Here is a 22,720-nt window from a genome sequence, read left to right on the forward strand (position 1 = left end):
ATAAAAATGATGATCAATTCGATATTAAGTCATCTAAAGCGCATTGCATTCTTCTGCTGTGTCACTTTTATAGCAGCTTGTGGTTCGCAGGATCATGCGCCTAAACCAGGTGAGTATGGGCAGATTTTGTTCCAGCATGCGGTGTTAAGTACCGAAGAAATTCAACAATTACTCAGTGAAAGTCAAAGCGATACAAATACATTAAACACTAAAAAATTTGCAGTGGATTACATGGCGACATCGAGCCAAAACCCATATCGTGTAGTCTTATTGGTCAGAGGTAGGGCAATGACCAGTGGTGAGGTATCTGTAAAATTTCAAATTGATAACTACAATGCCGCTATTCAGCAAAGCTCAAGCAATCTTATGCAAATGGGTGCAGGTATTGATCAGGTTGAACGATTAGAAACATTGGATGCAGGACAAGAATTTACTTTTGTTATGGACGGTGCACCTTTTTCAGTCAATGATGCCAATGATCCAAATAGTATGACCAGTCAACTAAGTTTGTTAGAGTCGAGGAATGTGGAGTTTCAAAGTATTGAATTACAAATTTGGCAAGGCAAAGGTAGTCAATACGGTGTAATGCGCTATCTGTGGTTTATTGGATTGGTGTTATTGATAGTATGGGTTTATCACGTCATCGTGGAAAAAAAAGCCGATCAAGTCGAAGATTTTTTAAATCGTAGAAAGCGAAAATAATGCTATTCAGCAGTATAAAAAGGGAGCATGACGCTCCCTTTTTATTGAGTTTATTCAGCTTCCGTTGGGACGAGCATCAGCACAGATTCATTTAATAGCATGGAAATATCTTCTAAGATATCAGCATCATATAAAGATTCGTCTAGCGCTAGACTTTGGCCATCGGCAATGGTTTTTAAATGCACTGCAAATTCGTCTGAGATACAGATTCCTTCGCCATTTGCCCAAAACAAAATATCACCGTCTTGCTCTGTATATAGTAAGCGTGAAGCCGGTTCTAACATGAGTTGATAGCCTTGATCTAAGGCCTCTTCAAGATCACCAGTGCCGATTTCTTCGGCTTCAGGAATATTGTCAGGATATTTAGGTTCTGACATTAAGCTCATGATTGCATCTTCAAGTACGGTTGAATTTTGCAATTGTTCAAATAACTTTTCTTTTAAATACTCAAGTTCATTTTCAGTCACTTGGCCAATCGCACTGATTTGATCACGTAAAATATCAGTTAATGGATTTTTAAGTAGGGGATTGTCTGTGAATTTGTCTGTCACTCGATCCATCATTTCAGTGACATTTGGCATGCGGAAGCCAAATGAATAGGTCAGACACTCATCTTCAGCTACGCCATAGTGTGACAGGCCTGGTGGCACATAAAGTAAGTCGCCGGGAGCAAGCACTTCATCAAAATGAACGTCCATTTCTGGCAGTAAGCGAAGCGGTTGACCTTCGACAAATGAAGTATCTGCATCACACATCTGACCTAATTGCCAACGGCGGTGACCATAGCCTTGTACGAGGAATACATCGTAAAAATCAAAATGTTGCCCGACAGAGCCACCTTTTTGTGCATACGACACCATGATGTCATCACGACGCCATTGCGGAATAAATGAAAACTGCTTCCATAGCTCGGCTAGGTCAAAAGAATAATGATCGACAGCTTGAACCAATAAAGTCCACAGTTTCGGCATTTTTTGAAAATCGGCTTTAAGTAGTGGAGAAGATTTTACTGTCCATTGGTTAGGATCACGATCTTTTTGTTTGATGAGACGTGCAGTGACGTTATCTTCTAAAGCCAATTCAAGAACATCTTTCGGTTCTAGTATTTGGGCTATTTCAGGGAGTGCATTACGAACCAATAATGGTTTTTTCTGCCAATATTCGGCAAGGAATTGTTCAGCGCTGATGCCGCCGAGGATGTCAAGAGAATGAGCCATAGCTAAATACATACAATTTCAATGGATATATTGTCCCTTGAGATTCCTGTTTTTAGCAAGGCTCTATTTCATTAAATTATTTCGATTAGCTTGAGACTATTTTAAAGGATTGTCTTTGAGATATTGCATGACTAATTTTTCAACTTCCAAATCATAGCTATTGGCAGCAGCCGTTGTCGCTGAAAATTTCATGAATTGCTCAAAATGTGCATTGGTGTCAATTTTAGTATTTTCTTTGTCCGACATTAATTTGAAATGATTCGGCATGACTTTTGCCATCATTTCAACATTTTCGGTTTGTAGTTTTAGAAGTTTTTTTACTTCAACTGTTTGTGGCTGAATGCTTTCAAATTTTTGTTTGCCTAGAGCAACCAGTTTATTGATTTGTTGTTCTGGCGAGTTACTACCACCGGTTTTGGTTTTAGTGCCTAGCTGTTGAATGATTTGCTCCTGCATTGCAGCGCCTTGTTGTTCTAATTCAGCATAGATGAATTTATATTGAACCCACTCATTGACTAAGTTTTTGTTGTATTGCTGAGAGTTGGTCACAGTTTGATTCACTGTATTGGTATGACCGTTTGTTGAACAAAATAGAAGGCTAATGCTAATGAGGCTAGATGAAATTAAATTAAACGTTTTCATGTTTTCAGTTCTTGGTTGTAATAAATAAGTAAGTGACTTTTTAATCATTAGCCCATAAAGGGCTAATGATGTGTTTATTATGCTGTAACAGATAAAGATTTTAAAATTATGGGACTAATATTTTCAGCTCACGCAAAATATTGCAGAGTTTAATCATCGGCATACCCATGAGTGTGGTTTGGTCTTGCCCGATCATTTCTTCAAATAAGCTAATCCCTAAACTTTCACACTTAAAACTGCCAGCGCAGTGTAGCGGCTGTTCAACCTGAACATAACGTTCAATTTCAGGCAAGCTAAGTTTGCGAAACTTAACTTTATAGTGCTCGACAAGGGTTTGTTCAAAACCTGTCGATTTTTGTTGGACACTGAGTGCAGTACTGAAATAAACGATTTTGTCTGAATTGGCTTGAAGCTGCTTAACGGCTTTTTCATCGCAAAGCGGTTTACCAATAAAAATATCCGGTGCGCCTTCGCGCCATGCGACTTGGTCAGAACCAATCACAATTGCGTCTGGGTGCTGGTTTGCAATTGCAGAAGCTTTTTCAAATGCCAGTCGCTTCGCTAACTCATCGGCGTGGTTCTCACCGCGAGGTGTTTCGTCTATATCTGGTACGATTGAGTGGTAATCAATCCGTAAACGGTCCATCAGGTCTTTACGGGTTTGGCTGCTCGAAGCCAAAATGATTTTGGGAGTACTCATTACACTGCATATTCCATAAGTACATCAAGCGGCACATAAGACAGCGCCGCTTGGTGACACGCTTGTATTTTAATAGGTGGGGCAAATCCTTCTTGATACGCTTCCACCCAGCGAGTCACACAGATACACCAGAAGTCACCAGGTTGTAGTCCTGGAAAACCAACTTCGGGTAAGGGTGTGATTAGGTCATTGCCAACTTTTTGGGAAAAGTTTAAAAATTCAGATGTCATTTGTGCACACATCGTATGCTGACCAAGGTCTGTTGTTGCTGTATGGCAAAAGCCATTTCTAAAATATCCGGTAATCGGATCAAAACAACAGCTTGCCAAGGGTTCGCCTAAAACATTTAAACGATTAATATTTGGGTCTGGATGAATCGACATAAGCGCTGAATCTTTATAAGGCTTTTCGCTATCATAACAAAACTTTGGCTCTACATAGCTTTTCTGCAAAAGAAGCTAACGTTTTTCTGCATAATCATTTAAAATCGTCGCGTTTTGATATCAATAAAAGAGAGTAATGCATGAACTTTCAGCGTATGACTGACCTTGATTTGGCGGGTAAACGTGTTCTGATCCGTGAAGATCTTAACGTACCAGTTAAAAATGGCGTGATTACAAGCGATGCACGTTTACGTGCGGCGTTGCCAACAATTAAAGCAGCTGTAGAAAAAGGTGCTGCTGTAATGGTGTATTCACACTTAGGTCGTCCTGTTGAAGGTGAGCCTAAAGCAGAGCAGTCTCTAGCACCTGTAGCCGCTTATTTAACAGAAGCTTTGGGTCAAGATGTTCAATTGATCACTGACTATTTAGATGGTGTTGAAGTTGCGCCAGGTCAAGTGGTTTTACTTGAAAACTGCCGTTTCAACGTAGGTGAAAAGAAAAACAATCCTGAATTATCTGCTAAATATGCAGCACTTTGTGATGTCTATGTTATGGATGCATTCGGTACAGCTCACCGTGCAGAAGCATCGACTGAAGGAGTAGCACGTTGTGCAAAAGTGGCTGCTGCAGGTCCTTTACTTGCTGCTGAGCTTGATGCGCTGGGTCGTGCACTTAAAACTCCTGCAAAACCAATGGTTGCGATTGTTGCGGGCTCAAAAGTTTCTACTAAATTAGATGTATTAACTTCACTATCTGACATTTGTGATCAATTGATCGTGGGTGGTGGTATTGCCAATACATTCTTAGCTGCTACAGGCTTCAATGTCGGTAAATCACTTTGTGAAAATGACTTGATCGACACAGCAAAAGCCATTGCTGCAAAAGTATCTGTACCACTTCCAACAGATGTTGTTGTTGCTGATGCTGCTGAAATTGATTTTGCAGACTTCCTCGGTTCATTAGCTGCTGCTAAAGCTGTCGTGAAAAAAGTTGAAGATGTAACAGACAACGACATGATTTTGGATGTAGGTCCTGAAACTGCAAAAGCATTTGCTGAAATTTTGAAAACTTCAAAAACTATTCTATGGAATGGCCCAGTAGGTGTGTTTGAAGTTGATCAATTCGGTGAAGGTACGAAAGCATTGTCTTTAGCGATTGCTGAATCTGAAGGCTTCTCTATCGCAGGTGGTGGTGACACGCTTGCTGCAATTGATAAATATGAAGTTGCAGACAAAATTGGTTACATCTCGACTGGTGGTGGTGCCTTCCTTGAATTCGTCGAAGGTAAAACACTTCCTGCTGTAGCAGCACTTCTTGACCGTGCTTAATTTAGTATTATCAATAAGATAATACAGTATTAAAAAAGGTTGGCTTCGGTCAGCCTTTTTTTATGGTCCATTCATTTTGCCGTCATCAAAGTGCAATATTTCTGCAATAAAATTCATCGCAACACCTAATTCGCAGTAGTAGGAAACAACGATGAACTTAAAACTTGCACTTGCTGTACTTTTAATCGCACCATTAACTTTGACAGCTTGTGCTAAAAAAGAGTCAGCACCAACGGAATCAGAAGCATCTGCTGTTGCCGTAGATAATGCTCAAACAACGCCAGAACAACAAAAAGCCATTGATGAACTTGATAAGCCAGTATTAGATGAAAAGAACCAAGATGTTCCTGCTGAGATTGCAAATGCACCTGCAGACGAAGCAACAGCTGACGCTGAAACAGCCGCTTCAGCAGCAGCAACTCACTAAGATTGTTGTCTTTATTTAAAAAGTCCCTGCAAATGCAGGGATTTTTTTTTAAATAGTGTTATTTGTTGCTGAATTGAAATGATTGAGCATGTAGAATATGCGGCATTACCTGGGAGGATATTATGGCTCTTATTTCATTGCGCCAGCTCTTGGATCACGCCGGCGAACATGCTTACGGCGTACCAGCATTCAACGTAAACAACTTAGAACAAATGCGTGCAATTATGCTTGCAGCAGATGCAACAAATTCACCTGTAATCGTACAAGCATCTGCGGGTGCACGTAAGTATGCAGGCGCTCCGTTCTTGCGTCATTTGATTTTGGCAGCAATCGAAGAATGGCCACATATTCCTGTGGTTATGCACCAAGACCATGGTACTAGCCCTGACGTATGTCAACGTTCTATTCAACTTGGCTTCTCATCAGTGATGATGGACGGTTCTTTAGGTGAAGACGGTAAAACACCAACTTCATACGAATACAACGTAGATGTTACTCGTCGTACTGTTCAAATGGCACATGCATGTGGCGTTTCAGTAGAAGGCGAAATCGGTTGTTTAGGTAGCCTTGAAACTGGTATGGCTGGTGAAGAAGATGGTGTAGGTGCTGAAGGCGTACTTGACCATTCTCAGCTTTTAACTTCAGTTGAAGAAGCGCGTTCATTTGTAGCCGATACTAATGTTGACGCACTTGCAATCGCAGTGGGTACTTCACACGGTGCGTACAAATTTACTCGTCCACCTACAGGTGACATCTTAGCGATTGACCGTATTAAAGAAATTCACGCTGCGTTACCAAATACGCATCTTGTAATGCACGGTTCAAGCTCTGTGCCACAAGAATGGTTGGCTGTGATTAACGAATTCGGTGGTAACATCGGCGAAACTTACGGTGTTCCAGTAGAACAACTTGTAGACGCAATTAAACACGGTGTTCGTAAAATTAATATCGATACAGACTTACGTCTTGCTTCTACAGGTGCTATGCGCCGTATGATGGCTGAAAAACCAGCTGAATTTGACCCACGTAAATTCTTCTCTGCAACCATTGATGCGATGAAACAAATTTGTATCGATCGTTATGAAGCATTTGGTACAGCGGGTAATGCTGACAAGATTCGTCCAATTTCTTTAGAGAAAATGGTGAGTCACTATAAATAATTTGTCTTGAGATAGATTATTTTTGAAGAAAAGCCCACAATTAAGTGGGCTTTTCTTTGATTTGAACTTAGAAAAATTGCTTTAAATACAACTCAAGAATAAGAGCGTGTCATGGAATTGATCTTTGCTGCCGCGATTTGCAGTGTTCTCGTTTCAGTAATTCTAAAACTCTGTCGTGATCGGGGTTTTAACCCTGCACAAATGATCACATGGAATTATGCATCTGCGAGTATTTTATGTTTTTTGTGGTTTAAGCCGGATCTAGCTCATATTTCGATTAATAAAACGCCGTGGGTTTTAATTGCGGCTTTGGGTGTATTACTGCCGACGATTTTTTATTGCTTAGCACGTTCACTGCAAACTGCGGGTATTTTAAAAACCGAATTGGCTCAGCGCTTATCTGTTGTGCTTTCTCTTAGCGCAGCCTATTTTATTTTCAGTGAATATTTTAATGCCATTAAGCTCATTGGTATTGCACTTGGTGTACTTGCGGTATTACTGATTTTATTTTCACAGCGCAAGGGAAGCATTGATGGAAAGCAGGGGATTTTATTTTTATTAAGCGTTTGGGCAGGCTATGCACTGATTGATGTGTTATTAAAATTTGCCTCAGGTTTGGGCATGCAGTTTGCAGTGACTTTAAATCTGGTGTTTATTTGTGCATTTTTACTTTCGAGTATTTATAACATCGTACAGCACGGCAGTTTGGGGCAGACCAAAAATATCCTCGCTGGATTGGGCTTAGGTCTCTTGAACTTTGCCAATATCGCACTGTATGTGAAAGCCCACATGTTGCTTAAAGACACACCTGCAATCGTGTTTGCTGGAATGAATATTTTGGTCGTGGTTTTAGGTGTGGTTGCGGGCCTTATCATCTTTAAAGAAAAATTGAGAGTCGCAACCGTATTTGGTTTGATTGCAGGGATCATGAGTGTGGTTTGCTTAGCATATGCCATGTCTGTCTAAGATAATTTTTAGCAAAAACGATCGGGTGCTGTAGTACATCATCCCATTCAGCCACGCCCATGAGCAGTCCTTGATCTCGACAGCTCGGACACTCAGGGCAGTGATGGTCGGTATATTGATAAGTATGCAGATACATTTGATGGCAATGACCGCATTCAAACTTCATCGGCATTTGTAGTAAATATGACATGTCCCACCTCTGCTTGATTAGTTGTTTTGATTCAATTTCTTCAGCAAAGTTCAGACCAATTTATAAATTTTATATTTTCACATTGTTGCTAAATATATCGTTATAAAAAAAGCCCTCGTATTGAGGGCTTTTAGTTTTAGATGTTTAGTTAACGTGTGAGTTGTTGAAAACGTTGTAAGGTGTTTTCAAAATAACATTTACCCACAGCAACAGGGTGCTTCAGGAAATCTTGAGTTTCAATGGTGCCTTGTAACTGACCCGGTTGTTTACAGTTTGGGCAGTTTGGATAGCTATGAAGCATATCGCCCGCATATTTTTGTAAATAAACCGTATTGCACGCTTCGCAATGAAATTTCATGGGTAATTTTATAGCTGTAGGCATAGGGAGAGACCTGAGTATATTTTGAGCAGAATATACTCGATAATTGTTTAAATAATAAGTCCCGAAATGACAAAAAAGAGGCAAAATTGCCCCTTTCGTCGGTTTTATGGAAAGCTTAGAGGTGTGTAAAAATTTCTTCAGCATTCAGACGTGATTTAGGTAATTTCGCATTGAAATCATTTTCACTTCGATAACCTAAAGTCATCAGTACAGAAGGAATCAAGTTTTGTTCAACTAAGCCCAATTCTTCAGTGATGATCGCTTCGTCAAATCCACCAATCGGTGTTGCATCGACACCTTCAATGCCTGCTGCCAAAAGCATTTGACCTAAAGCAATAAATGTTTGGTTTTCAGCCCAACGTTGAATATCACCTTTTTCATTACGATAATAATCGACATAACCTGTACGGCTGTCTTTTTGACCTTGTTTTGCTTTGTCATCTTTAAAGCGACCACTACGATCATCCTGATTTAAAAGATTATCTAAATGCTCTGCAGTGATGTCTGCTTTAGTACAGAATAAAATCGTATGTGATGAATCTAAAACTTTTGGGGCATTGTAGGCATATTTTCCTACTAAGGCTTTGGCAATGCGTTGTTTGGCTGCATCATGATCTGCAATAAAAAAATGCCAAGGCTGAATATTAATGGAAGATGGTGTTAAACGGAGTATTTGTAATAAACGCTCAAATTGTTCCTGTGGAATTTTTTTAGCAGGATTATATGCTTTCGTGGTATAGCGTTGTTTTAATACGTTTAACAGATCCATCGAATATCTCCAGATATAGTTTGCTGTAGTTTAGCGGATAAATGGCCAAATGGTCTAAGGAGAAAATTTTCCAAAGATAGATCTTAGTCGTATATGCTGGACTCAATGGCTAAAAATTAACAGATTTAAGCTGTATGAAGTGCGAATTAGAGTTATATAAAATCATAAGATAGATAAATGCTATTGGTAGTTTTTGCCAAAAGGCGTTTAATCAATTGTAGTTAATCATAGTTTAAGCATGAGACAGCAGCGATGGATTACACCAATCATTTCAAGAAAAAATTAAAAACCGAACAGCAGATTGGTTTGTGGGTCGGTTTAGCCGATGCTTATGGTACTGAAATAGCTGCAAATGCAGGTTATGACTGGTTGCTCATTGATGGCGAGCATGCACCAAGTGACTTGCGGACGACATTGTCGCAATTGCAAAGTATTGCTGCATATCCTTCGCAAGCTGTGGTTCGACCTCCAATTGGTAGTGTGCAATTAATCAAACAATTGTTGGATATAGGTGCGCAAACCTTGCTCATCCCTATGGTCGAAACTGTTGAACAAGCTCAACTTATGGTTAAGGCAGTACGTTATCCACCCAACGGTATTAGAGGCGTTGGTGCAGCATTAGCACGTGCAACACGTTGGAACAGTATTCCTGACTATTATGCAAATGCACATGAAAATATCTGTTTACTGATTCAGATTGAGTCGGTTGAAGGGATTAAAAACTTGGATGAAATATTGAAAATTGATGGCATCGATGGGGTGTTTATTGGTGCAGTAGATTTGTCGGCGACGATGGGTTATCAAGGGAATCCGAATCATCCTGAAGTACAAAAAACCGTGATTGATGCGATTCAGCGCATACGTAAGGCGGGTAAAGCTGCAGGTATTTTGTCGACACAACATGATGTGACTCAGAAATATATCGAGTTAGGCACAGAATTTGTTGCCGTGGGTGTCGATACCAGTGTGCTCATGAATTCGTTACGTGAACTTTTATCGAAATACAAAAATGATACCCCAGTAACGAAAACAGAAGGTGGTTACTAAGCGATACAGCCTTCGTTATATTATTCACTGTATGGGTAATTAATTTACTCGATGGTTAAAATTTTAATTCAATAATTTTAGCAAAAGTAGTGGCTTAGAGTATATGTAAACTCTACTTTTGCTAATCAAAGCACAATATTGTATACTTCTGCTTAACTCGAAGCGGGTAATGTTCCTGCTTATCTTTTTTATTTAGCTGATTGTGATTTATCTGTATTCAAGCTTCTGACTTGAATCTTATCTTTGTAACTACAGAATTATTATTCCAAACCCGATTGATTAATCTCTTTGTTCTGTCACAAAAAGCTCACATGTTGAGTAAATCTTTTGAATATTTTAAATACTTGGCAAACTGCCAAAGCTGTAAATGGCGATGAAATTAATGTGAAATTGGTGCCTTTGAAACGTCAACAAAATACCAATGCTGGTTTAATTTGGGTTGATGTTGGGCAAATGATTGAATTAGAAACAGGTGAGACATTTAACCTGAATCTAGATGGTAAAAGCTTCTATACTGGCCCAAACCAGCTATATCGCTTAGCCTGAAAGCAAAAAACAGCAGATCATCTGCTGTTTTTTTTGCCTAAAAAAAGTGGCTTAAGCCATTTCAAGGTGTTGATGCTTGTTCGCAACTTGAGCGTGATTTTTATATCGGTATTGCGCCGCACGGTGGTTGTCGGGCAATTTCGCGCCTTGGCCGAAGAGTTTTTCACGCAAGGTTCCGTCAGCATATTCTGTTTGATATACACCACGACGTTGTAATTCTGGTACCACGTATTCCACAATATCTTCAAAACTCTTATGCGCCAATATGTAGGCTAAGTTAAAGCCATCGATACCAGTGTACTCAATCCACTCCTGTAAACGGTCTGCCACGGTTGCTGGAGAGCCGACAATAACAGGTCCGTTACCGCCGACACTGGTCCATTTTGCAATTTCCTCAATCGTCCAAATTTTATCAGGATCTGCCTCTACATAAGATTGCAGCATAGATTGAATGGCATCGGTTTGAATGTATTCCACTTGATCTGTTGGTTTAAACTGAGAAAAGTCGACACCTGACCAGCCAGAAGCCAGGGTCAAGCCGCCGTCATAGCTGCCATATTGCTGATATTCACGGAACTTAGCTTGGGCTTTTTCATCGGTCTCATCAACCACTATGGCCAGCATGGTATAGATCAGGACAGAATGGGGATCTTTGCCTTCTTTTACTAAATTATGCCGAATACCATTGGCCAGTTTTTTTACTGCAATTTGAGTCGGTGCCGAGATGAAAACACATTCTGCATTTTGACTGGCAAACTGCTGTCCGCGTGCGGATGCGCCAGCTTGATATAAAACCGGTGTACGCTGGGGTGAAGGTTCGCAAATATGAATGCCAGGAACAGTAAAGTATTTTCCTTCATGTTGAATTGGATGCACTTTACGGTGATCAGCAAAGATACCATTTTGTTTATCGCGCAGCACGGCATCATCTTCCCAAGAGCCTTCCCAAAGTTTATAGAGGACTTCTAAGTATTCATCTGCAATGTCATAGCGGTTGTCATGACTGACTTGGGTTTTTAGGCCTAAATTTTTAGAGCCGCTTTCTAGATATGAAGTCACAATATTCCATCCGGCACGGCCTTTCGTCAGGTGATCTAAAGTACTCATACGCCTTGCGAAAGGATAGGGGTGCTCAAATGAAATTGAAGTCGTGACACCAAAGCCTAAATGTTTGGTGACAGCTGCCATTGCAGGAACAATTTGCAAAGGATCATTCACAGGTACTTGGATAGCGCCAGTCAGCGCATGTTCAGCAGAACCGTGGTAGACATCATAAATACCCAAAACATCTGCTATAAATACGCCATCAAATTTTCCGCGTTCTAAAATTTTTGCTAAGTCGGTCCAATATTCTAGGTCTTTGTATTCTGTAGAACGGTCTAATGGATGACGCCACAGACCGGGTGACTGATGTGCAATACAGTTCATTTCAAAGGCATTGAAGCGAATATTTTTAGACATGATTTTTTACTGGGTTATTTAATCTCTTGCATAAGAGGGTATATAAAAATACAGCTGCATTTATTAATAAAAAGTCAAAAACAAATCTGAATAAATGCTAATCATAATTTTTGAATAGTTCATATATTCATATGGATAAGCAGATATTTTTTTTGTTTGGTACGGCTTATAAAGATTTTGTTTGACAATTAAAAATGTAAATTCCATGTCATGAAAACTGATTTGTTTTGATGATAATTCTATAAATAATCAAAATAAAAAGTGCTAGCTTGGTTTTATAACAACCAAACTGAGCATTTTAAAATGACTTCAAAAATTGAAATTAAATTAAAAAGAGGCGCAAAACATTCCGCGCGATTTCTATCAATACGAGGGTTTAGCCCATATTATTCGCTCCGATCAAGAAGCTATCGAGGTTGCTGAACAATTAGCAGTGGAATTTACAAAAGAAGCAGCTAAACGCGATCATGAACGCCGCTTACCTTTACAGGAAGTACAGCAATATTCAGCATCAGGCTTGTGGGGCATTACTGTACCGCGTCAATTTGGTGGTGCAGGAGTGAGTTATAAAACCCTTGCAGAAGTGGTCAAAATTATTTCTAGTGCAGACTCATCCCTAGGACAAATTGCTCAAAACCATTGGGCCTTTGTCGAGCATATTCGTTTGGATGCAAATCCATCACAGCAAGAGTTTTTCTTTGATCAAGTCTTACAAGGAAAACGCTTTGGCAATGCATTTTCAGAAAAAGGTTCCAAAACAGTTGCAGATTTAACAACAGCCATTGAGTTTAAAGATGATCATGCGCTCATTAATGGTCAAAAATTCTTTGCAACAGGCGCTTTGCTTGCACATTGGATACCTGTGGTTGCAGTGAATGATGGAAAACCTTATGCAGCCTTAGTACCCCAGCATACGCCGGGTTTAACCATTATTAACGACTGGAGTGGTTTTGGACAAAGAACGACAGTCAGCGGTTCTGTACTGTTGGACAATGTCAAAGTGGATTTAAATCACATTGTACCCATTCATCAAGCTTTTGAACGTCCAACGGCTGCGGGCGCTATTTCTCAATTCATTCAATCTGCTGTCGATGCTGGTATTGCGCGCGGTGCGATTAATGAAACGATTCAATATATACGCCAGCATGCACGTCCTTGGATTGATTCAGGCTTAGAAAAGGCGGTGCAAGATCCGTATACGATTGCCAACATCGGCGAGTTGAAAATTAAACTCCGAGCTGCAGAGGCAGTGTTGGCTTTGGCGGGTGAAGCGATAGACCGAGCCGTAGAGAACCCAACAGAAGAAACAGTGTCAGAGGCAACACTACTAACAGCAGAATCTAAGGTCCTGACGACTGAAATTGCGTTACTTGCGGCGAATAAACTATTTGAACTCTCAGGCACACGATCAACATTGTCTGAGCTGAATTTAGACCGTCATTGGCGTAATGCGCGCACGCATACTTTGCACGATCCCGTACGTTGGAAGCTGAATATTGTAGGCAACTACTATTTAAATGATGTACCACCGCCGCGCCATGCTTGGAGTTAAGAGGAGAAGATTATGACGATTCAAAATAATAAACAGCCCTTATCTTTAGGTGCTGACTATGATCAAGTGGCCGCTAAGTTCCGTCCGATTTTTCAGAGAATTGCAGAAGGCGCTTTGGCGCGGGAACAAAATAGGAAACTGCCGTATGATGCAATTTCATGGTTAAAACAAGCTGGATTTGGTGCGGTCCGTGTACCCGTGGCTTTTGGCGGTGACGGGGTTTCACAAAAACAGTTGTTTCAGCTGTTAATTGAATTGGCTAAGGCCGATTCTAATGTTGTACAGGCATTAAGAGGTCATTTTGCTTTTGTAGAAGACCGTTTAAATGCGCAAAAAACACAAGATCAGACAGTTTGGTTTAAACGCTTTCTGCAAGGCGATTTGGTCGGTAATGCTTGGACAGAAATCGGAAAAGTTGAAATTGGAGATGTTGTTACCCGAGTTACTGAAAATGCGCAAGGTCAGCTAAGGGTCAATGGTCAAAAATACTATTCTACCGGAACAATCTTTGCAGATTGGATCGATCTATTCGCTTTAGATGAAACAACGAATCAACATGTTATAGCCGCAGTTTCAACACATGACGCTGGCATACAAGTATACGATGACTGGGATGGCTTTGGCCAAAAAACCACAGGCAGCGGCACACTGAATATTCAAGATGTCAGCATTGATCGTGATCATATTTTGCCGTTCGATCAGCGCTTTAAATATCAAACGGCGTTCTATCAGGTCGTGCATTTGGCAACGCTGGCAGGTATAGCACAAAATGCTGTGGACGTTTTCAGTAATGAAGTCCGTGAACGCACACGTATTTACAGCCATGGTAATGCTGATTTAGTTCGAGATGATGCACAAATTTTACAAGTGATTGGTAAGGCGTCGGCACAGTCTTATGCAGCTGAAGCAATTACACTTCGTGCAGCAGAAGCTTTGGATGTCGCATATTTAAGTCATTTTCAGTCTGATACCCAGTTGGATCAGCAAGCGAATGACCGTGCGGAGCTTGAATCCTCTAAAGGGCAAGTGGTCATATCAGAGTTGGTACTAAATTTGAGTAGTGAGTTGTTTAACGCCTTGGGCGCTTCAGCAAGCTCGACAACTAAACAGTTAGACCGCTTTTGGCGTAATGCTCGTGTAGTGTCATCGCATAATCCACTTATTTATAAACAGAAAGTCATTGGTGATTGGGAGGTTAATCAAACGCCGCTACCATATGTATGGCAAATTGGTAATAGTCCAGCAGTTAAGCAACCTGTCATTGCTGCTTAATTAATATCTGAAGATGTTCACTGTGGATGAAAGTAAGTCCATAGTGAATTCCTTGTGAAATTATTTTTAAGTTTAAACTTTGTTTTTTTAAGATTTTAAATGACGTTAATCTGCTATATGTAGGATGCAGTTCAATTGATAATCTGTTGAGATAGTCTGGTAAAAGGCTATGTCTTGATATCTGGATGTATTGTTTTAACCAAATATGACGGCAGGTTTAACTAAAGCCTAAGGGTTAGTAAGACCATTTTTTTAATTTTAAATCACTCACAGATGGGTTTTCACCAACCTCTAATATTTGAGCTTGTTCTGCGCGCCAGTCCCCTAAAACGATACGTAGTTTTCCATGCACATCATGTATTTGGGGCCGGTGGGTATGTCCATGAATCAGTAGATCGGCATGCTCTAAAGCTTTTTCTACAGCTTCGGCATTTACATCCATGATTTCATAAGATTTAACTTGTTTGGTTTCTGTACTTTTTTTGCGGAAGCCATTGGCGATTTTTTGTCGAATGCTAAGCGGTAAGCTTTTTAAGAAACCTAAAAGCAAAGGATTACGAATCACTTTACGAAACTTTTGGTAAGACATATCATCTGTGCAAAGTAAATCCCCATGTTCGAGGCGAATTTTATAGTTGCCAACGTGGAGATAATCAACGTCTTGTAATAATTGACCGTGAAATTTATTTAAAAACTTTTGACCCAATGCAAAGTCACGATTACCCACTTGGAAATAAATTTGATTTCCCAAAGCAGTAAAATCTTTAAGCGCTGCAATGATTTCGTCTAACCATGGGGCAGTAAAGTCATCACCAATCCAAGCATTAAACCAATCACCTAAAATATACAGCTGGGTATTTTGAGTTTTGTATTGTTCTAACAAAGCTAAAAACCCCCGAACGAGTCGAGGGTGTTCAGGTGACAAATGTAAATCAGCGATAAACAGATAGGTCACGAATCTTTTCCTTATTCTAAAAATCCCTCCCAGCCTCCCTTTAGAAAAGGGAGGAGTTCCGACATTTATTTCATATTGAAACTCCCTCCGTTATTAAAGGGACTTGCGCAGCAATGCTACTCAGGGAGAATTTAAAAATTACTCAGAAATGATTTTAGCTGATTCAATTACAACGTTCTCTAGAGGAACGTCTGCGTGGTAGCCACGGTTACCAGTGCGAACGCTTTTGATTGCGTCAACAACGTCAAGACCTTCAACTACTTTACCAAATACTGCATAGCCCCAACCTTGCGCTGTTTTACCAGTGTGGTTAAGGAAGGAGTTGTTTTTCACGTTAATGAAGAATTGAGCTGAAGCAGAATGAGGTGCTTGAGTACGTGCCATAGCGATCGTACCAACATCATTGCTTAAACCGTTGTCAGCTTCGTTTTCAATAGAATCACGAGTTGTTTTTTCTTTGAAGTTTTCATCCATGCCGCCGCCTTGGATCATGAAACCATCAATAACACGGTGGAAAATCACGCCGTCATAGAAACCATCGCGAACATACTGTAAGAAGTTTTCAGCAGTTTTAGGTGCTTTTTCAGTGTTAAGCTCAAGAACAATACGACCTTTATTGGTGTTTAATTCGACTTGAGGAAAACTCATTGTGTAATCTCCTGTACATGGACATGAAAGCCATGGGTTTTTTGGTTGTGAGAAGCATAAGCAAACTGTAAACTACAAGGCAAGTAAAAACGTTACTTTCTTTGTTAAAAATAAAGAAAAGTGTTTTAATTATCCTAATTTTATCTTTATAGAAGTGATTTTATTACCATGAAGCCAAACGATGTTGTTTCATCCCTGCCAAACAATCCGACAACCAAGAACAATGCCCCTGTCGAAGCTGCGCAGCAGGAACAACAGCCAGGCTTAGATTTTGTACGTCAAGTCATTACAGATGATTTATCTGCAGGTCGTACCGAACAAGTTGTAACACGTTTTCCACCAGAGCCAAATGGCTACCTACATATTGGTCATGTAAAAGCCATTTGTTTGAACTTTGGTATTGCTCAAGAATTCGCAGGTCTATGTAACCTCCGTTTCGACGATACAAATCCAGATGCTGAAGAACAAGAGTATGTAGACGGTATTGCCAATGACGTGAAATGGCTAGGTTTTGAGTGGAACGGCGAGCCACGTTATGCATCTAGCTATTTTGATCAGCTTTACGCTTGGGCAGTGCAATTGATTGAACAAGGTGATGCTTATGTGGATTTGCAAACCCCTGAAGAAATCAAACTGAACCGTGGTAATTTTGTTGAGCCGGGTAAAAACTCGCCGCAACGTGATGCTAGCGTAGAAGAAAACTTAGCGCGTTTTGAACAAATGCGTAATGGTGAGTTGGGAGAAGGTCAGGCAGTACTACGTGCCAAAATTGACATGACTTCACCTAACATTCATATGCGTGATCCTATTTTGTATCGTATTTTGCATTCTGAACATCACCAAACTGGTGATAAATGGAAAATGTACCCAATGTACGATTATGCGCATCCATTATCAGATGCCATTGAAGGGGTTACGCATTCACTGTGTACACTAGAATTTGTTGATCACCGTCCATTCTATGACTGGGTTGTCGAGAAAGTTAAATCACCATCTGTACCACATCAGTATGAATCAAGCCGCCTAAATGTAGATTACACCATTACCTCTAAACGTAAATTACGTAAATTGGTTGAAGGTGGTTTTGTGAATGGTTGGGATGACCCACGTATGCCGACCGTTGTGGGTATGCGCCGTCGTGGTTTTACACCTGAAGGTCTGCGTGACTTCTGTAAACGTGTTGGCGTAACGAAAGTCGATGGTAGTATTGTTGATGTTGCAATGCTCGAATATTGCATCCGTCAGTCTTTAGAAAATACTGCTTCGCGTGGTATGGCAGTGTTGAATCCACTCAAAGTGACTTTAACTAACTTGCCTGAAGCAATGGATTTGGTTCATGCACGTCATCCAAATGTAGACATGGGTGACCGTATCATTCCGTTGACTCAAGACATTTACATTGATCGTAAAGACTTTGAAGAAGTTGCGCCTAAAGGCTTTAAACGTCTGATTCCGGGCGGTGAAGTGCGTTTACGTCATGCGTATGTGATTAAGTGTGATGAAGTGATTAAAGACGAGAACGGTGAAGTGGTTGAATTGAAATGTTCAATCGACCCTGAAACTTTAGGTAAAAACCCTGAAGGCCGTAAAGTGAAAGGTGTTGTACATTGGGTTTCTGCAAGCAAGGGTATTGCTGCGGAAGTTCGTATCTACGACCGTTTATTCACTGAATCAGACCCTGAAGTGGGTGATGACTTCCTTGCAAACTTAAATCCAGAATCACTTAAAGTGGTTCAAGCGGTCATTGAGCCTGCATTGGCAGAAGCAAAACCTGAAGATCGTTTCCAATTTGAACGTGAAGGTTACTTTGTTGCAGATCAGTTTGATCATACAGCTGAAAAACCAGTGTTTAACCGCATCTTAGATTTGAAAGACAGTTTTAAACCGGGTAAATAAAATCTTAGTTTTTAAAGGGATTCATCTTTGAATCCCCAATAGGTTAAGATCAAGTAGGTTAAGATTAAGCTCAACTTCGGTTGGGCTTTTTTCATGCTTGAGATGGTTCATTAAGGCAGTACAGAGGGGAAATAAGTGATCATTCGAAATAAAAATAATAGCTTTAAACTTTTATTTGCATGGCATGGCACGATACTCCCAAAAGTCATGCCTGCGTTGGCTGTCGTCGTGAGTTTGTCGGCGATTTTGGTGTATCTAAGCGCTGCACACTACCTGAATACGCCTGAAGTTCCAGCCATCGGATTTACCATCTTTGGGGTGATTCTGTCGATTTTTTTGAGCTTTCGAAATACTGCCTGTTATGACCGTTGGTGGGAAGGGCGCAAGCTTTGGGGCTCATTGATTGCCAATACACGCCACATGATTCGTGATAGCCATGTCCTAGAAGATGAGCAAAGAACCGTGTTGATGTACCGCATCATGCTGTTTTGCAATTTGTTACGTGATCGCTTACGCTATGAATCACAAGATATTGCACATTTTAAAGACGGCGTAGCTTTGACGGATCAGCAATGGCAGCAATGCCGAGACAATATCAATTCACCACAGTATTTACTTGAAATTATTCAAAAAGATTTAGTCAAAGCCTATAAGCAAGGTCAGATTACAGACATTATCTACAGCACGCTTACACGTCATACCGTAGCGATGGGTGATATCCATGCAGGCTGTGACCGTATTATGACCACGCCATTGCCATTTTCATATTCCGTGCTTTTACATCGCGCGGTGTATTCATTTTGTCTGATTTTGCCGTTTAGCCTAGAGGCCAGTTTAGGGATTTGGACACCTGTTATTGTGGCTTTGATTGCGTATTTATTTTTAGGTTTGGATGCGTTAAGTGCAGAACTGGAAGAGCCTTTTGGCTTGCAGGAAAATGATTTGCCGCTGGACTCGATTGTACGAAACATTGAGCGTGAAATGTATAGCAGCTTAGAAGTTGAACTTCCGCCGCTGATTAAGACTTTTAACAGTAATTTAAGATAAATTCTTGGCCTAATTTTCAGATAAATTCGGCGATACGTACCAAGCATATTGATGCTGAAAATAATCGTCCAAGTGTCGCATAAAAGCCTGTACTTTAGGCGGAACAAAATGTCGATGCGGAATTACCACATAGATTGCAGTACTTTGAACAGGGATCTTGGGTAGAACTTGGATGAGCTGGCCAGATTGTAAATCTTCATCCACATGCCAGATGGAGTGGTTTGAGATGCCTAAACCTGCAAGTGCTGCTTGGCGTACGCCTTCACCTGAGTTGATATGAACTTGTCCTGAAACAGGTATATTTATGTTGTGTTGATCTTGGACGAATGTCCAAAGCTGCGAAACACCCTTAGGGTATTTCTGTAAAATGCATTGGTGTATAGAGAGCTCTTCTAGGGAGTGAGGTTCGCCATGTTGTTCGATATAGCTAGGCGAGGCACACAAAATACGACGGTTTAAGCTGAGCGGTTTAGCAATCAGTGATGAGTCTTCTAACTGTCCAATACGTATCGCAACGTCGATACCTGCGGAGACCAAATCTAAATTTTGATCGGTCTGTTCAATATCCAAAGTCAATGTTGGGTGTAGATTGGCAAAGGCTGCAAATACTGGCCCTAAAATACGATTTCCAAAAACTTCTGAACATGTGATTTTTAATACGCCGCTGAGTTGTTGTGTTTCAGGTTGAAATTGGCTCAGGAGAGAATTAAATTGTTCGAATAAGGGAAAACCTTGCTGCAATAAAACAGCACCTTCCTGTGTTAAATGTAGCTGCCGTGTAGTGCGATGAAATAAGCGCAGCCCTAAACTATGTTCAAGTCTGTGTAGACAGCTACTAGCGACAGAAACAGAGAGATTGGCTTCTTTAGCGGCTTGACTGATTGAACCCAGTGCCGCCATTCGTGTAAATAAGTCGAAATCTTCAGTTAGCATTATCAATATAATCAAGAAAGTCTTTCTCGATATTCAGGGTTTTTCTGATAAATATCTGTGCCTATTCTGTGTATAAATTAAACACAGGAATTCACCATGAACTATCACAACCTAGGGCAATCTGGCTTACAAGTTTCAGAGTTCGGCTTTGGTGCAGGTACATTTGGCGGGCAAGGCCCTATTTTCTCTGCATGGGGGCAATCGAGTTTAAATGATGCCCAACGTATGATTGATCTGTGTATTGATCAAGGCGTGAATTATTTCGATACCGCAGATGCTTATTCAAATGGTGCCTCTGAGCAGATGCTCGGTGCATTACTTCAATCAAAACGCCAAGAGGTGATTATTTCCAGCAAAGTGGGTATCCGATTGAATGATGGAATCAATCAAGGTGGATATTCTAGAAGCTATTTAATTCAAGCCGTGGAGGCGAGTTTAAAGCGGTTAGGCACAGATTATATCGATGTGCTGCAGCTGCATCAGTTTGATAGCACGCCGCCACTTGAGCAGCTGATGCGCAGTTTAGATGAATTGGTACGTAGTGGAAAAGTTCGCTATATCGGTGCATCGAATTTTTCAGGCTGGCAGCTTATGAAAGCACAGTCGATTGCTCAACAGCATGGCTATGAAAAGCTAAGTGTGCATCAAGTCTATTATTCTTTGATTGGACGTGACTATGAATGGGAGTTGATGCCTGCGCAGCATGATCAACAGATTGGTGCAGTGGTTTGGAGTCCGCTGGGCTGGGGGAGATTAACAGGAAAATTTGATCGTGAGCATGCGATTCCAAAGCAAAGTCGACTACATGAGACAGCACAATTCGCACCACCAGTTCAACACGAAAAGTTATTTGCAGTGTTAGATGTAATGCAAGAAATTGCCATGGAAACAAAGCACTCTATCCCGCAGATTGCATTGAATTGGCTGAAAACCAGACCGACTGTGTCTAGTATTTTGATAGGCGCACGTAATGAACAGCAACTGTTGGATAACCTTGCGGCGAAAGATTGGTCGTTAAGCGTAGAGCAGTTAGCCCGATTAGACGCAGTCAGTGCAGTGTATCCACCTTATCCATACTATCCCTATTGGAATGGGCAATTTACAGAGAAGAATCCCAAGCTAGTGACATCAGCATTTATTACAGAACATACAGCATAATAGGGCAATAACAATTCAGTGGTAGGCAATGATCAGTTCTCTGTGCTATCACTGAATAAAATTAAAATACTGTAGGAATGCTGATGAGTGTCGTGATTGAAACCCAGATGTTAATTCGTAAGTCCATCAATATCGTATTTAATGCTTTTGTTGATCCTTTAATAACACAGCATTTTTGGTTTAGTGCATCGAGTGGCTATCTAGAAGAAGGTAAAACCGTGCAATGGACTTGGCAGAAATATAATGCAGTCGCCGATGTAGACGTGCTGAGTATTAAGGAAAACAAATTAATTCAAATACAGTGGGGAGAACCAAAAACTCAAGTCGATTTTATTTTTGAGCAGATTAGCCCGATGGAAACCTACGTTCGTATCAAAAATTCAAAGATTCCTCTGCAAGGTCAGGCATTAATTGATTTTATTATCGATAGTACAGGTGGTTTTACAACGGTTTTGGATGCAGCCAAAATTTATTTAGAACATGGCCTGCAAAGCAATTTGGTTGAAGATAAATTTCCACCTTTTAGCAATGCGAACTTTTAGCAATGTGAAGAGTGACCAAAATTAAGCATGACATCTGATACGCCGTAAGGAAAAGCTTGTGTATTAGCGCAGTATTTCTAAGCAATGTGCTGATGTATTGAAATTTGATAAAGCCACGGTTCAATGCTGCTGCAGTGAATTAACGATTTTTATGTTCTTCACGCTTTAAATAGGTATAAACCGGCATTTGCATTTTTGCTTTTTCGCGCAGTTTCTTTTTGATATAGAACACCAGTGCAAAGCAAGTGGTGGTCACGGTCAGCATCATACTGCTCATAAAACTCATCAGAGAACTGACATAGCCAATCGTGGTGAGTCGGTTCATCATACGGAACACTTGAGGACTACTTTCAACGCCGGTAATAGCCCATGTGCATAAGTGTTCACAGTTATTAATAATCAGATGATAGTTGTTTTCATGCATGCGAGAGCGCATACGACGCACCACTTTACGACCTTTAAATTTTGGATTGCTATATGACTGAACGATAATTTTTTTGCCGTGGCTGAAATTTTCGATAGAGGTCATTTCAATCGGATGTTTTTTGAAAAGGTGTGCAAAACCAGAGTAGTGAATGACTCTACCGCGGCCGGCATATATGCCATGATGGCTATAACCGAAGTGTTTAACAATAAGATGTGTTCCAAGAGGAAAACCATCTTTCTGCACGTGCATGAATTTACTAGTCCTACTTTAAATCCGAATTATTTTTAAGGATTAGTCTACTTTTAATCTGTGAATTAATCGACTATTTTAGCGATGATTTAGCTAAAATTTGTTCGATTTTTAACTCACG

The 22,720-nt window shown here is 40.5% G+C and carries 25 protein-coding genes; 13 read left to right on the plus strand and 12 right to left on the minus strand.

Annotated elements, in window-relative coordinates:
• Positions 1-6: 6 nt before the first annotated feature.
• Positions 7-702 carry a hypothetical protein gene (locus FTU02_RS01945; RefSeq protein ID WP_180155504.1) on the plus strand — a complete coding sequence of 232 codons (696 nt, stop codon included), beginning with the start codon at positions 7-9 and terminating at the stop codon, positions 700-702.
• A 50-nt stretch (positions 703-752) separates the two neighbouring features.
• Here FTU02_RS01945 and FTU02_RS01950 read toward each other — a convergent pair whose 3' ends face one another.
• The 4 genes from FTU02_RS01950 to FTU02_RS01965 all read right to left on the minus strand — a co-directional run bounded on the left by FTU02_RS01950 (position 753) and on the right by FTU02_RS01965 (position 3,644).
• Positions 753-1,919, minus strand: a complete 1,167-nt coding sequence (locus FTU02_RS01950) for a cupin domain-containing protein (protein WP_180155506.1) — start codon at positions 1,917-1,919, stop codon at positions 753-755.
• 96 nt (positions 1,920-2,015) lie between these two features.
• On the minus strand, positions 2,016-2,561 hold the full coding sequence (locus FTU02_RS01955) for a hypothetical protein (protein WP_180155508.1): 546 nt from the start codon (positions 2,559-2,561) through the stop codon (positions 2,016-2,018).
• 106 nt (positions 2,562-2,667) lie between these two features.
• Positions 2,668-3,261 (minus strand): nucleoside triphosphate pyrophosphatase, encoded by a 594-nt coding sequence (locus tag FTU02_RS01960; protein WP_078188699.1) that lies wholly within the window; start codon positions 3,259-3,261, stop codon positions 2,668-2,670.
• Complete coding sequence (locus FTU02_RS01965) at positions 3,261-3,644, minus strand: DUF2237 family protein (RefSeq protein WP_078188698.1); 384 nt, start codon at positions 3,642-3,644, stop codon at positions 3,261-3,263. Before FTU02_RS01965 ends, FTU02_RS01960 begins: the two co-directional genes overlap by 1 nt.
• Before the next feature lie 140 nt (positions 3,645-3,784).
• Between FTU02_RS01965 and FTU02_RS01970 the strand changes: the two genes are divergently transcribed.
• From FTU02_RS01970 to FTU02_RS01985, 4 genes are all read left to right on the plus strand, one after another.
• Positions 3,785-4,972: a phosphoglycerate kinase gene (locus FTU02_RS01970; protein WP_180155510.1), complete on the plus strand. Its 1,188-nt coding sequence runs from the start codon at positions 3,785-3,787 to the stop codon at positions 4,970-4,972.
• Positions 4,973-5,123: 151 nt separating this feature from the next.
• Positions 5,124-5,399: a hypothetical protein gene (locus FTU02_RS01975; RefSeq protein WP_078188696.1), complete on the plus strand. Its 276-nt coding sequence runs from the start codon at positions 5,124-5,126 to the stop codon at positions 5,397-5,399.
• Positions 5,400-5,521: 122 nt separating this feature from the next.
• Positions 5,522-6,559: a class II fructose-bisphosphate aldolase gene (gene fba / locus FTU02_RS01980; RefSeq protein WP_180155512.1), complete on the plus strand. Its 1,038-nt coding sequence runs from the start codon at positions 5,522-5,524 to the stop codon at positions 6,557-6,559.
• A gap of 111 nt (positions 6,560-6,670) precedes the next feature.
• Entirely contained in the window at positions 6,671-7,525 is an 855-nt protein-coding gene (locus FTU02_RS01985; RefSeq protein ID WP_078193508.1) for an EamA family transporter, read from the plus strand.
• Here the strand turns inward: FTU02_RS01985 and FTU02_RS01990 are convergent.
• The 3 genes from FTU02_RS01990 to nfsB form a co-directional block, all read right to left on the minus strand.
• Complete coding sequence (locus tag FTU02_RS01990) at positions 7,485-7,715, minus strand: hypothetical protein (RefSeq protein ID WP_257232737.1); 231 nt, start codon at positions 7,713-7,715, stop codon at positions 7,485-7,487. The two genes, FTU02_RS01985 and FTU02_RS01990, sit on opposite strands and share 41 nt — an antisense overlap.
• A gap of 148 nt (positions 7,716-7,863) precedes the next feature.
• Positions 7,864-8,097 (minus strand): hypothetical protein, encoded by a 234-nt coding sequence (locus tag FTU02_RS01995; RefSeq protein ID WP_078188692.1) that lies wholly within the window; start codon positions 8,095-8,097, stop codon positions 7,864-7,866.
• A 115-nt stretch (positions 8,098-8,212) separates the two neighbouring features.
• A complete protein-coding gene (gene nfsB / locus FTU02_RS02000) occupies positions 8,213-8,866 on the minus strand; it encodes an oxygen-insensitive NAD(P)H nitroreductase (protein ID WP_180155514.1) in 654 nt (217 codons plus the stop codon).
• A gap of 252 nt (positions 8,867-9,118) precedes the next feature.
• Between nfsB and hpaI the strand changes: the two genes are divergently transcribed.
• Positions 9,119-9,913, plus strand: coding sequence for a 4-hydroxy-2-oxoheptanedioate aldolase (gene hpaI / locus FTU02_RS02005; RefSeq protein ID WP_180155516.1), 795 nt, complete (start codon positions 9,119-9,121; stop codon positions 9,911-9,913).
• A gap of 327 nt (positions 9,914-10,240) precedes the next feature.
• Positions 10,241-10,459, plus strand: coding sequence for a transposase (locus FTU02_RS02010; protein ID WP_111883736.1), 219 nt, complete (start codon positions 10,241-10,243; stop codon positions 10,457-10,459).
• Between the two features lie 51 nt (positions 10,460-10,510).
• On the opposite strand, the gene FTU02_RS02015 is transcribed toward FTU02_RS02010, so the two are convergent.
• Positions 10,511-11,920, minus strand: coding sequence for an LLM class flavin-dependent oxidoreductase (locus FTU02_RS02015; protein ID WP_180155518.1), 1,410 nt, complete (start codon positions 11,918-11,920; stop codon positions 10,511-10,513).
• Positions 11,921-12,266: 346 nt separating this feature from the next.
• On the opposite strand from FTU02_RS02015, the gene FTU02_RS02020 reads away from it, so the two are divergent.
• Positions 12,267-13,472 (plus strand): SfnB family sulfur acquisition oxidoreductase, encoded by a 1,206-nt coding sequence (locus FTU02_RS02020; RefSeq protein WP_180155893.1) that lies wholly within the window; start codon positions 12,267-12,269, stop codon positions 13,470-13,472.
• Between the two features lie 12 nt (positions 13,473-13,484).
• Entirely contained in the window at positions 13,485-14,744 is a 1,260-nt protein-coding gene (locus FTU02_RS02025; protein ID WP_180155520.1) for an acyl-CoA dehydrogenase family protein, read from the plus strand.
• 235 nt (positions 14,745-14,979) lie between these two features.
• On the opposite strand, the gene FTU02_RS02030 is transcribed toward FTU02_RS02025, so the two are convergent.
• Together FTU02_RS02030 and FTU02_RS02035 are read right to left on the minus strand one after the other, a co-directional pair.
• Entirely contained in the window at positions 14,980-15,699 is a 720-nt protein-coding gene (locus tag FTU02_RS02030) for a UDP-2,3-diacylglucosamine diphosphatase (protein ID WP_180155522.1), read from the minus strand.
• Positions 15,700-15,837: 138 nt separating this feature from the next.
• Positions 15,838-16,347, minus strand: coding sequence for a peptidylprolyl isomerase (locus tag FTU02_RS02035; RefSeq protein WP_078193500.1), 510 nt, complete (start codon positions 16,345-16,347; stop codon positions 15,838-15,840).
• Positions 16,348-16,515: 168 nt separating this feature from the next.
• Here FTU02_RS02035 and FTU02_RS02040 point away from each other — a divergent pair, with 168 nt between their 5' ends.
• Positions 16,516-18,243, plus strand: a complete 1,728-nt coding sequence (locus FTU02_RS02040) for a glutamine--tRNA ligase/YqeY domain fusion protein (protein ID WP_180155525.1) — start codon at positions 16,516-16,518, stop codon at positions 18,241-18,243.
• A gap of 135 nt (positions 18,244-18,378) precedes the next feature.
• Complete coding sequence (locus FTU02_RS02045) at positions 18,379-19,290, plus strand: bestrophin family protein (protein ID WP_180155527.1); 912 nt, start codon at positions 18,379-18,381, stop codon at positions 19,288-19,290.
• A 9-nt stretch (positions 19,291-19,299) separates the two neighbouring features.
• Here FTU02_RS02045 and FTU02_RS02050 read toward each other — a convergent pair whose 3' ends face one another.
• Entirely contained in the window at positions 19,300-20,223 is a 924-nt protein-coding gene (locus tag FTU02_RS02050; RefSeq protein WP_180155529.1) for a LysR family transcriptional regulator, read from the minus strand.
• A 96-nt stretch (positions 20,224-20,319) separates the two neighbouring features.
• Between FTU02_RS02050 and FTU02_RS02055 the strand changes: the two genes are divergently transcribed.
• Positions 20,320-21,381: an aldo/keto reductase gene (locus FTU02_RS02055; protein ID WP_180155531.1), complete on the plus strand. Its 1,062-nt coding sequence runs from the start codon at positions 20,320-20,322 to the stop codon at positions 21,379-21,381.
• An 83-nt stretch (positions 21,382-21,464) separates the two neighbouring features.
• A complete protein-coding gene (locus FTU02_RS02060) occupies positions 21,465-21,923 on the plus strand; it encodes an SRPBCC domain-containing protein (protein ID WP_372491103.1) in 459 nt (152 codons plus the stop codon).
• A gap of 139 nt (positions 21,924-22,062) precedes the next feature.
• Here the strand turns inward: FTU02_RS02060 and FTU02_RS02065 are convergent, their stop codons facing one another.
• Positions 22,063-22,599 (minus strand): lecithin retinol acyltransferase family protein, encoded by a 537-nt coding sequence (locus tag FTU02_RS02065; RefSeq protein WP_111883727.1) that lies wholly within the window; start codon positions 22,597-22,599, stop codon positions 22,063-22,065.
• Between the last annotated feature and the right edge of the window lie 121 nt (positions 22,600-22,720).

It is taken from the genome of Acinetobacter sp. YH12045, from assembly GCF_013419925.1.
Lineage (GTDB): Bacteria > Pseudomonadota > Gammaproteobacteria > Pseudomonadales > Moraxellaceae > Acinetobacter > Acinetobacter amyesii.

Bases quoted from the DNA above. Each gene is read 5' to 3' on its own strand.
- FTU02_RS01945 (WP_180155504.1), top strand. From the start codon at position 7: ATGATGATCAATTCGATATTAAGTCATCTAAAGCGCATTGCATTCTTC.
- FTU02_RS01950 (WP_180155506.1), bottom strand. From the start codon at position 1,919: ATGGCTCATTCTCTTGACATCCTCGGCGGCATCAGCGCTGAACAATTC.
- FTU02_RS01955 (WP_180155508.1), bottom strand. From the start codon at position 2,561: ATGAAAACGTTTAATTTAATTTCATCTAGCCTCATTAGCATTAGCCTT.
- FTU02_RS01960 (WP_078188699.1), bottom strand. From the start codon at position 3,261: ATGAGTACTCCCAAAATCATTTTGGCTTCGAGCAGCCAAACCCGTAAA.
- FTU02_RS01965 (WP_078188698.1), bottom strand. From the start codon at position 3,644: ATGTCGATTCATCCAGACCCAAATATTAATCGTTTAAATGTTTTAGGC.
- FTU02_RS01970 (WP_180155510.1), top strand. From the start codon at position 3,785: ATGAACTTTCAGCGTATGACTGACCTTGATTTGGCGGGTAAACGTGTT.
- FTU02_RS01975 (WP_078188696.1), top strand. From the start codon at position 5,124: ATGAACTTAAAACTTGCACTTGCTGTACTTTTAATCGCACCATTAACT.
- fba (WP_180155512.1), top strand. From the start codon at position 5,522: ATGGCTCTTATTTCATTGCGCCAGCTCTTGGATCACGCCGGCGAACAT.
- FTU02_RS01985 (WP_078193508.1), top strand. From the start codon at position 6,671: ATGGAATTGATCTTTGCTGCCGCGATTTGCAGTGTTCTCGTTTCAGTA.
- FTU02_RS01990 (WP_257232737.1), bottom strand. From the start codon at position 7,715: ATGTCATATTTACTACAAATGCCGATGAAGTTTGAATGCGGTCATTGC.
- FTU02_RS01995 (WP_078188692.1), bottom strand. From the start codon at position 8,097: ATGCCTACAGCTATAAAATTACCCATGAAATTTCATTGCGAAGCGTGC.
- nfsB (WP_180155514.1), bottom strand. From the start codon at position 8,866: ATGGATCTGTTAAACGTATTAAAACAACGCTATACCACGAAAGCATAT.
- hpaI (WP_180155516.1), top strand. From the start codon at position 9,119: ATGGATTACACCAATCATTTCAAGAAAAAATTAAAAACCGAACAGCAG.
- FTU02_RS02015 (WP_180155518.1), bottom strand. From the start codon at position 11,920: ATGTCTAAAAATATTCGCTTCAATGCCTTTGAAATGAACTGTATTGCA.
- FTU02_RS02025 (WP_180155520.1), top strand. From the start codon at position 13,485: ATGACGATTCAAAATAATAAACAGCCCTTATCTTTAGGTGCTGACTAT.
- FTU02_RS02035 (WP_078193500.1), bottom strand. From the start codon at position 16,347: ATGAGTTTTCCTCAAGTCGAATTAAACACCAATAAAGGTCGTATTGTT.
- FTU02_RS02040 (WP_180155525.1), top strand. From the start codon at position 16,516: ATGAAGCCAAACGATGTTGTTTCATCCCTGCCAAACAATCCGACAACC.
- FTU02_RS02050 (WP_180155529.1), bottom strand. From the start codon at position 20,223: ATGCTAACTGAAGATTTCGACTTATTTACACGAATGGCGGCACTGGGT.
- FTU02_RS02055 (WP_180155531.1), top strand. From the start codon at position 20,320: ATGAACTATCACAACCTAGGGCAATCTGGCTTACAAGTTTCAGAGTTC.
- FTU02_RS02060 (WP_372491103.1), top strand. From the start codon at position 21,465: ATGAGTGTCGTGATTGAAACCCAGATGTTAATTCGTAAGTCCATCAAT.
- FTU02_RS02065 (WP_111883727.1), bottom strand. From the start codon at position 22,599: ATGCACGTGCAGAAAGATGGTTTTCCTCTTGGAACACATCTTATTGTT.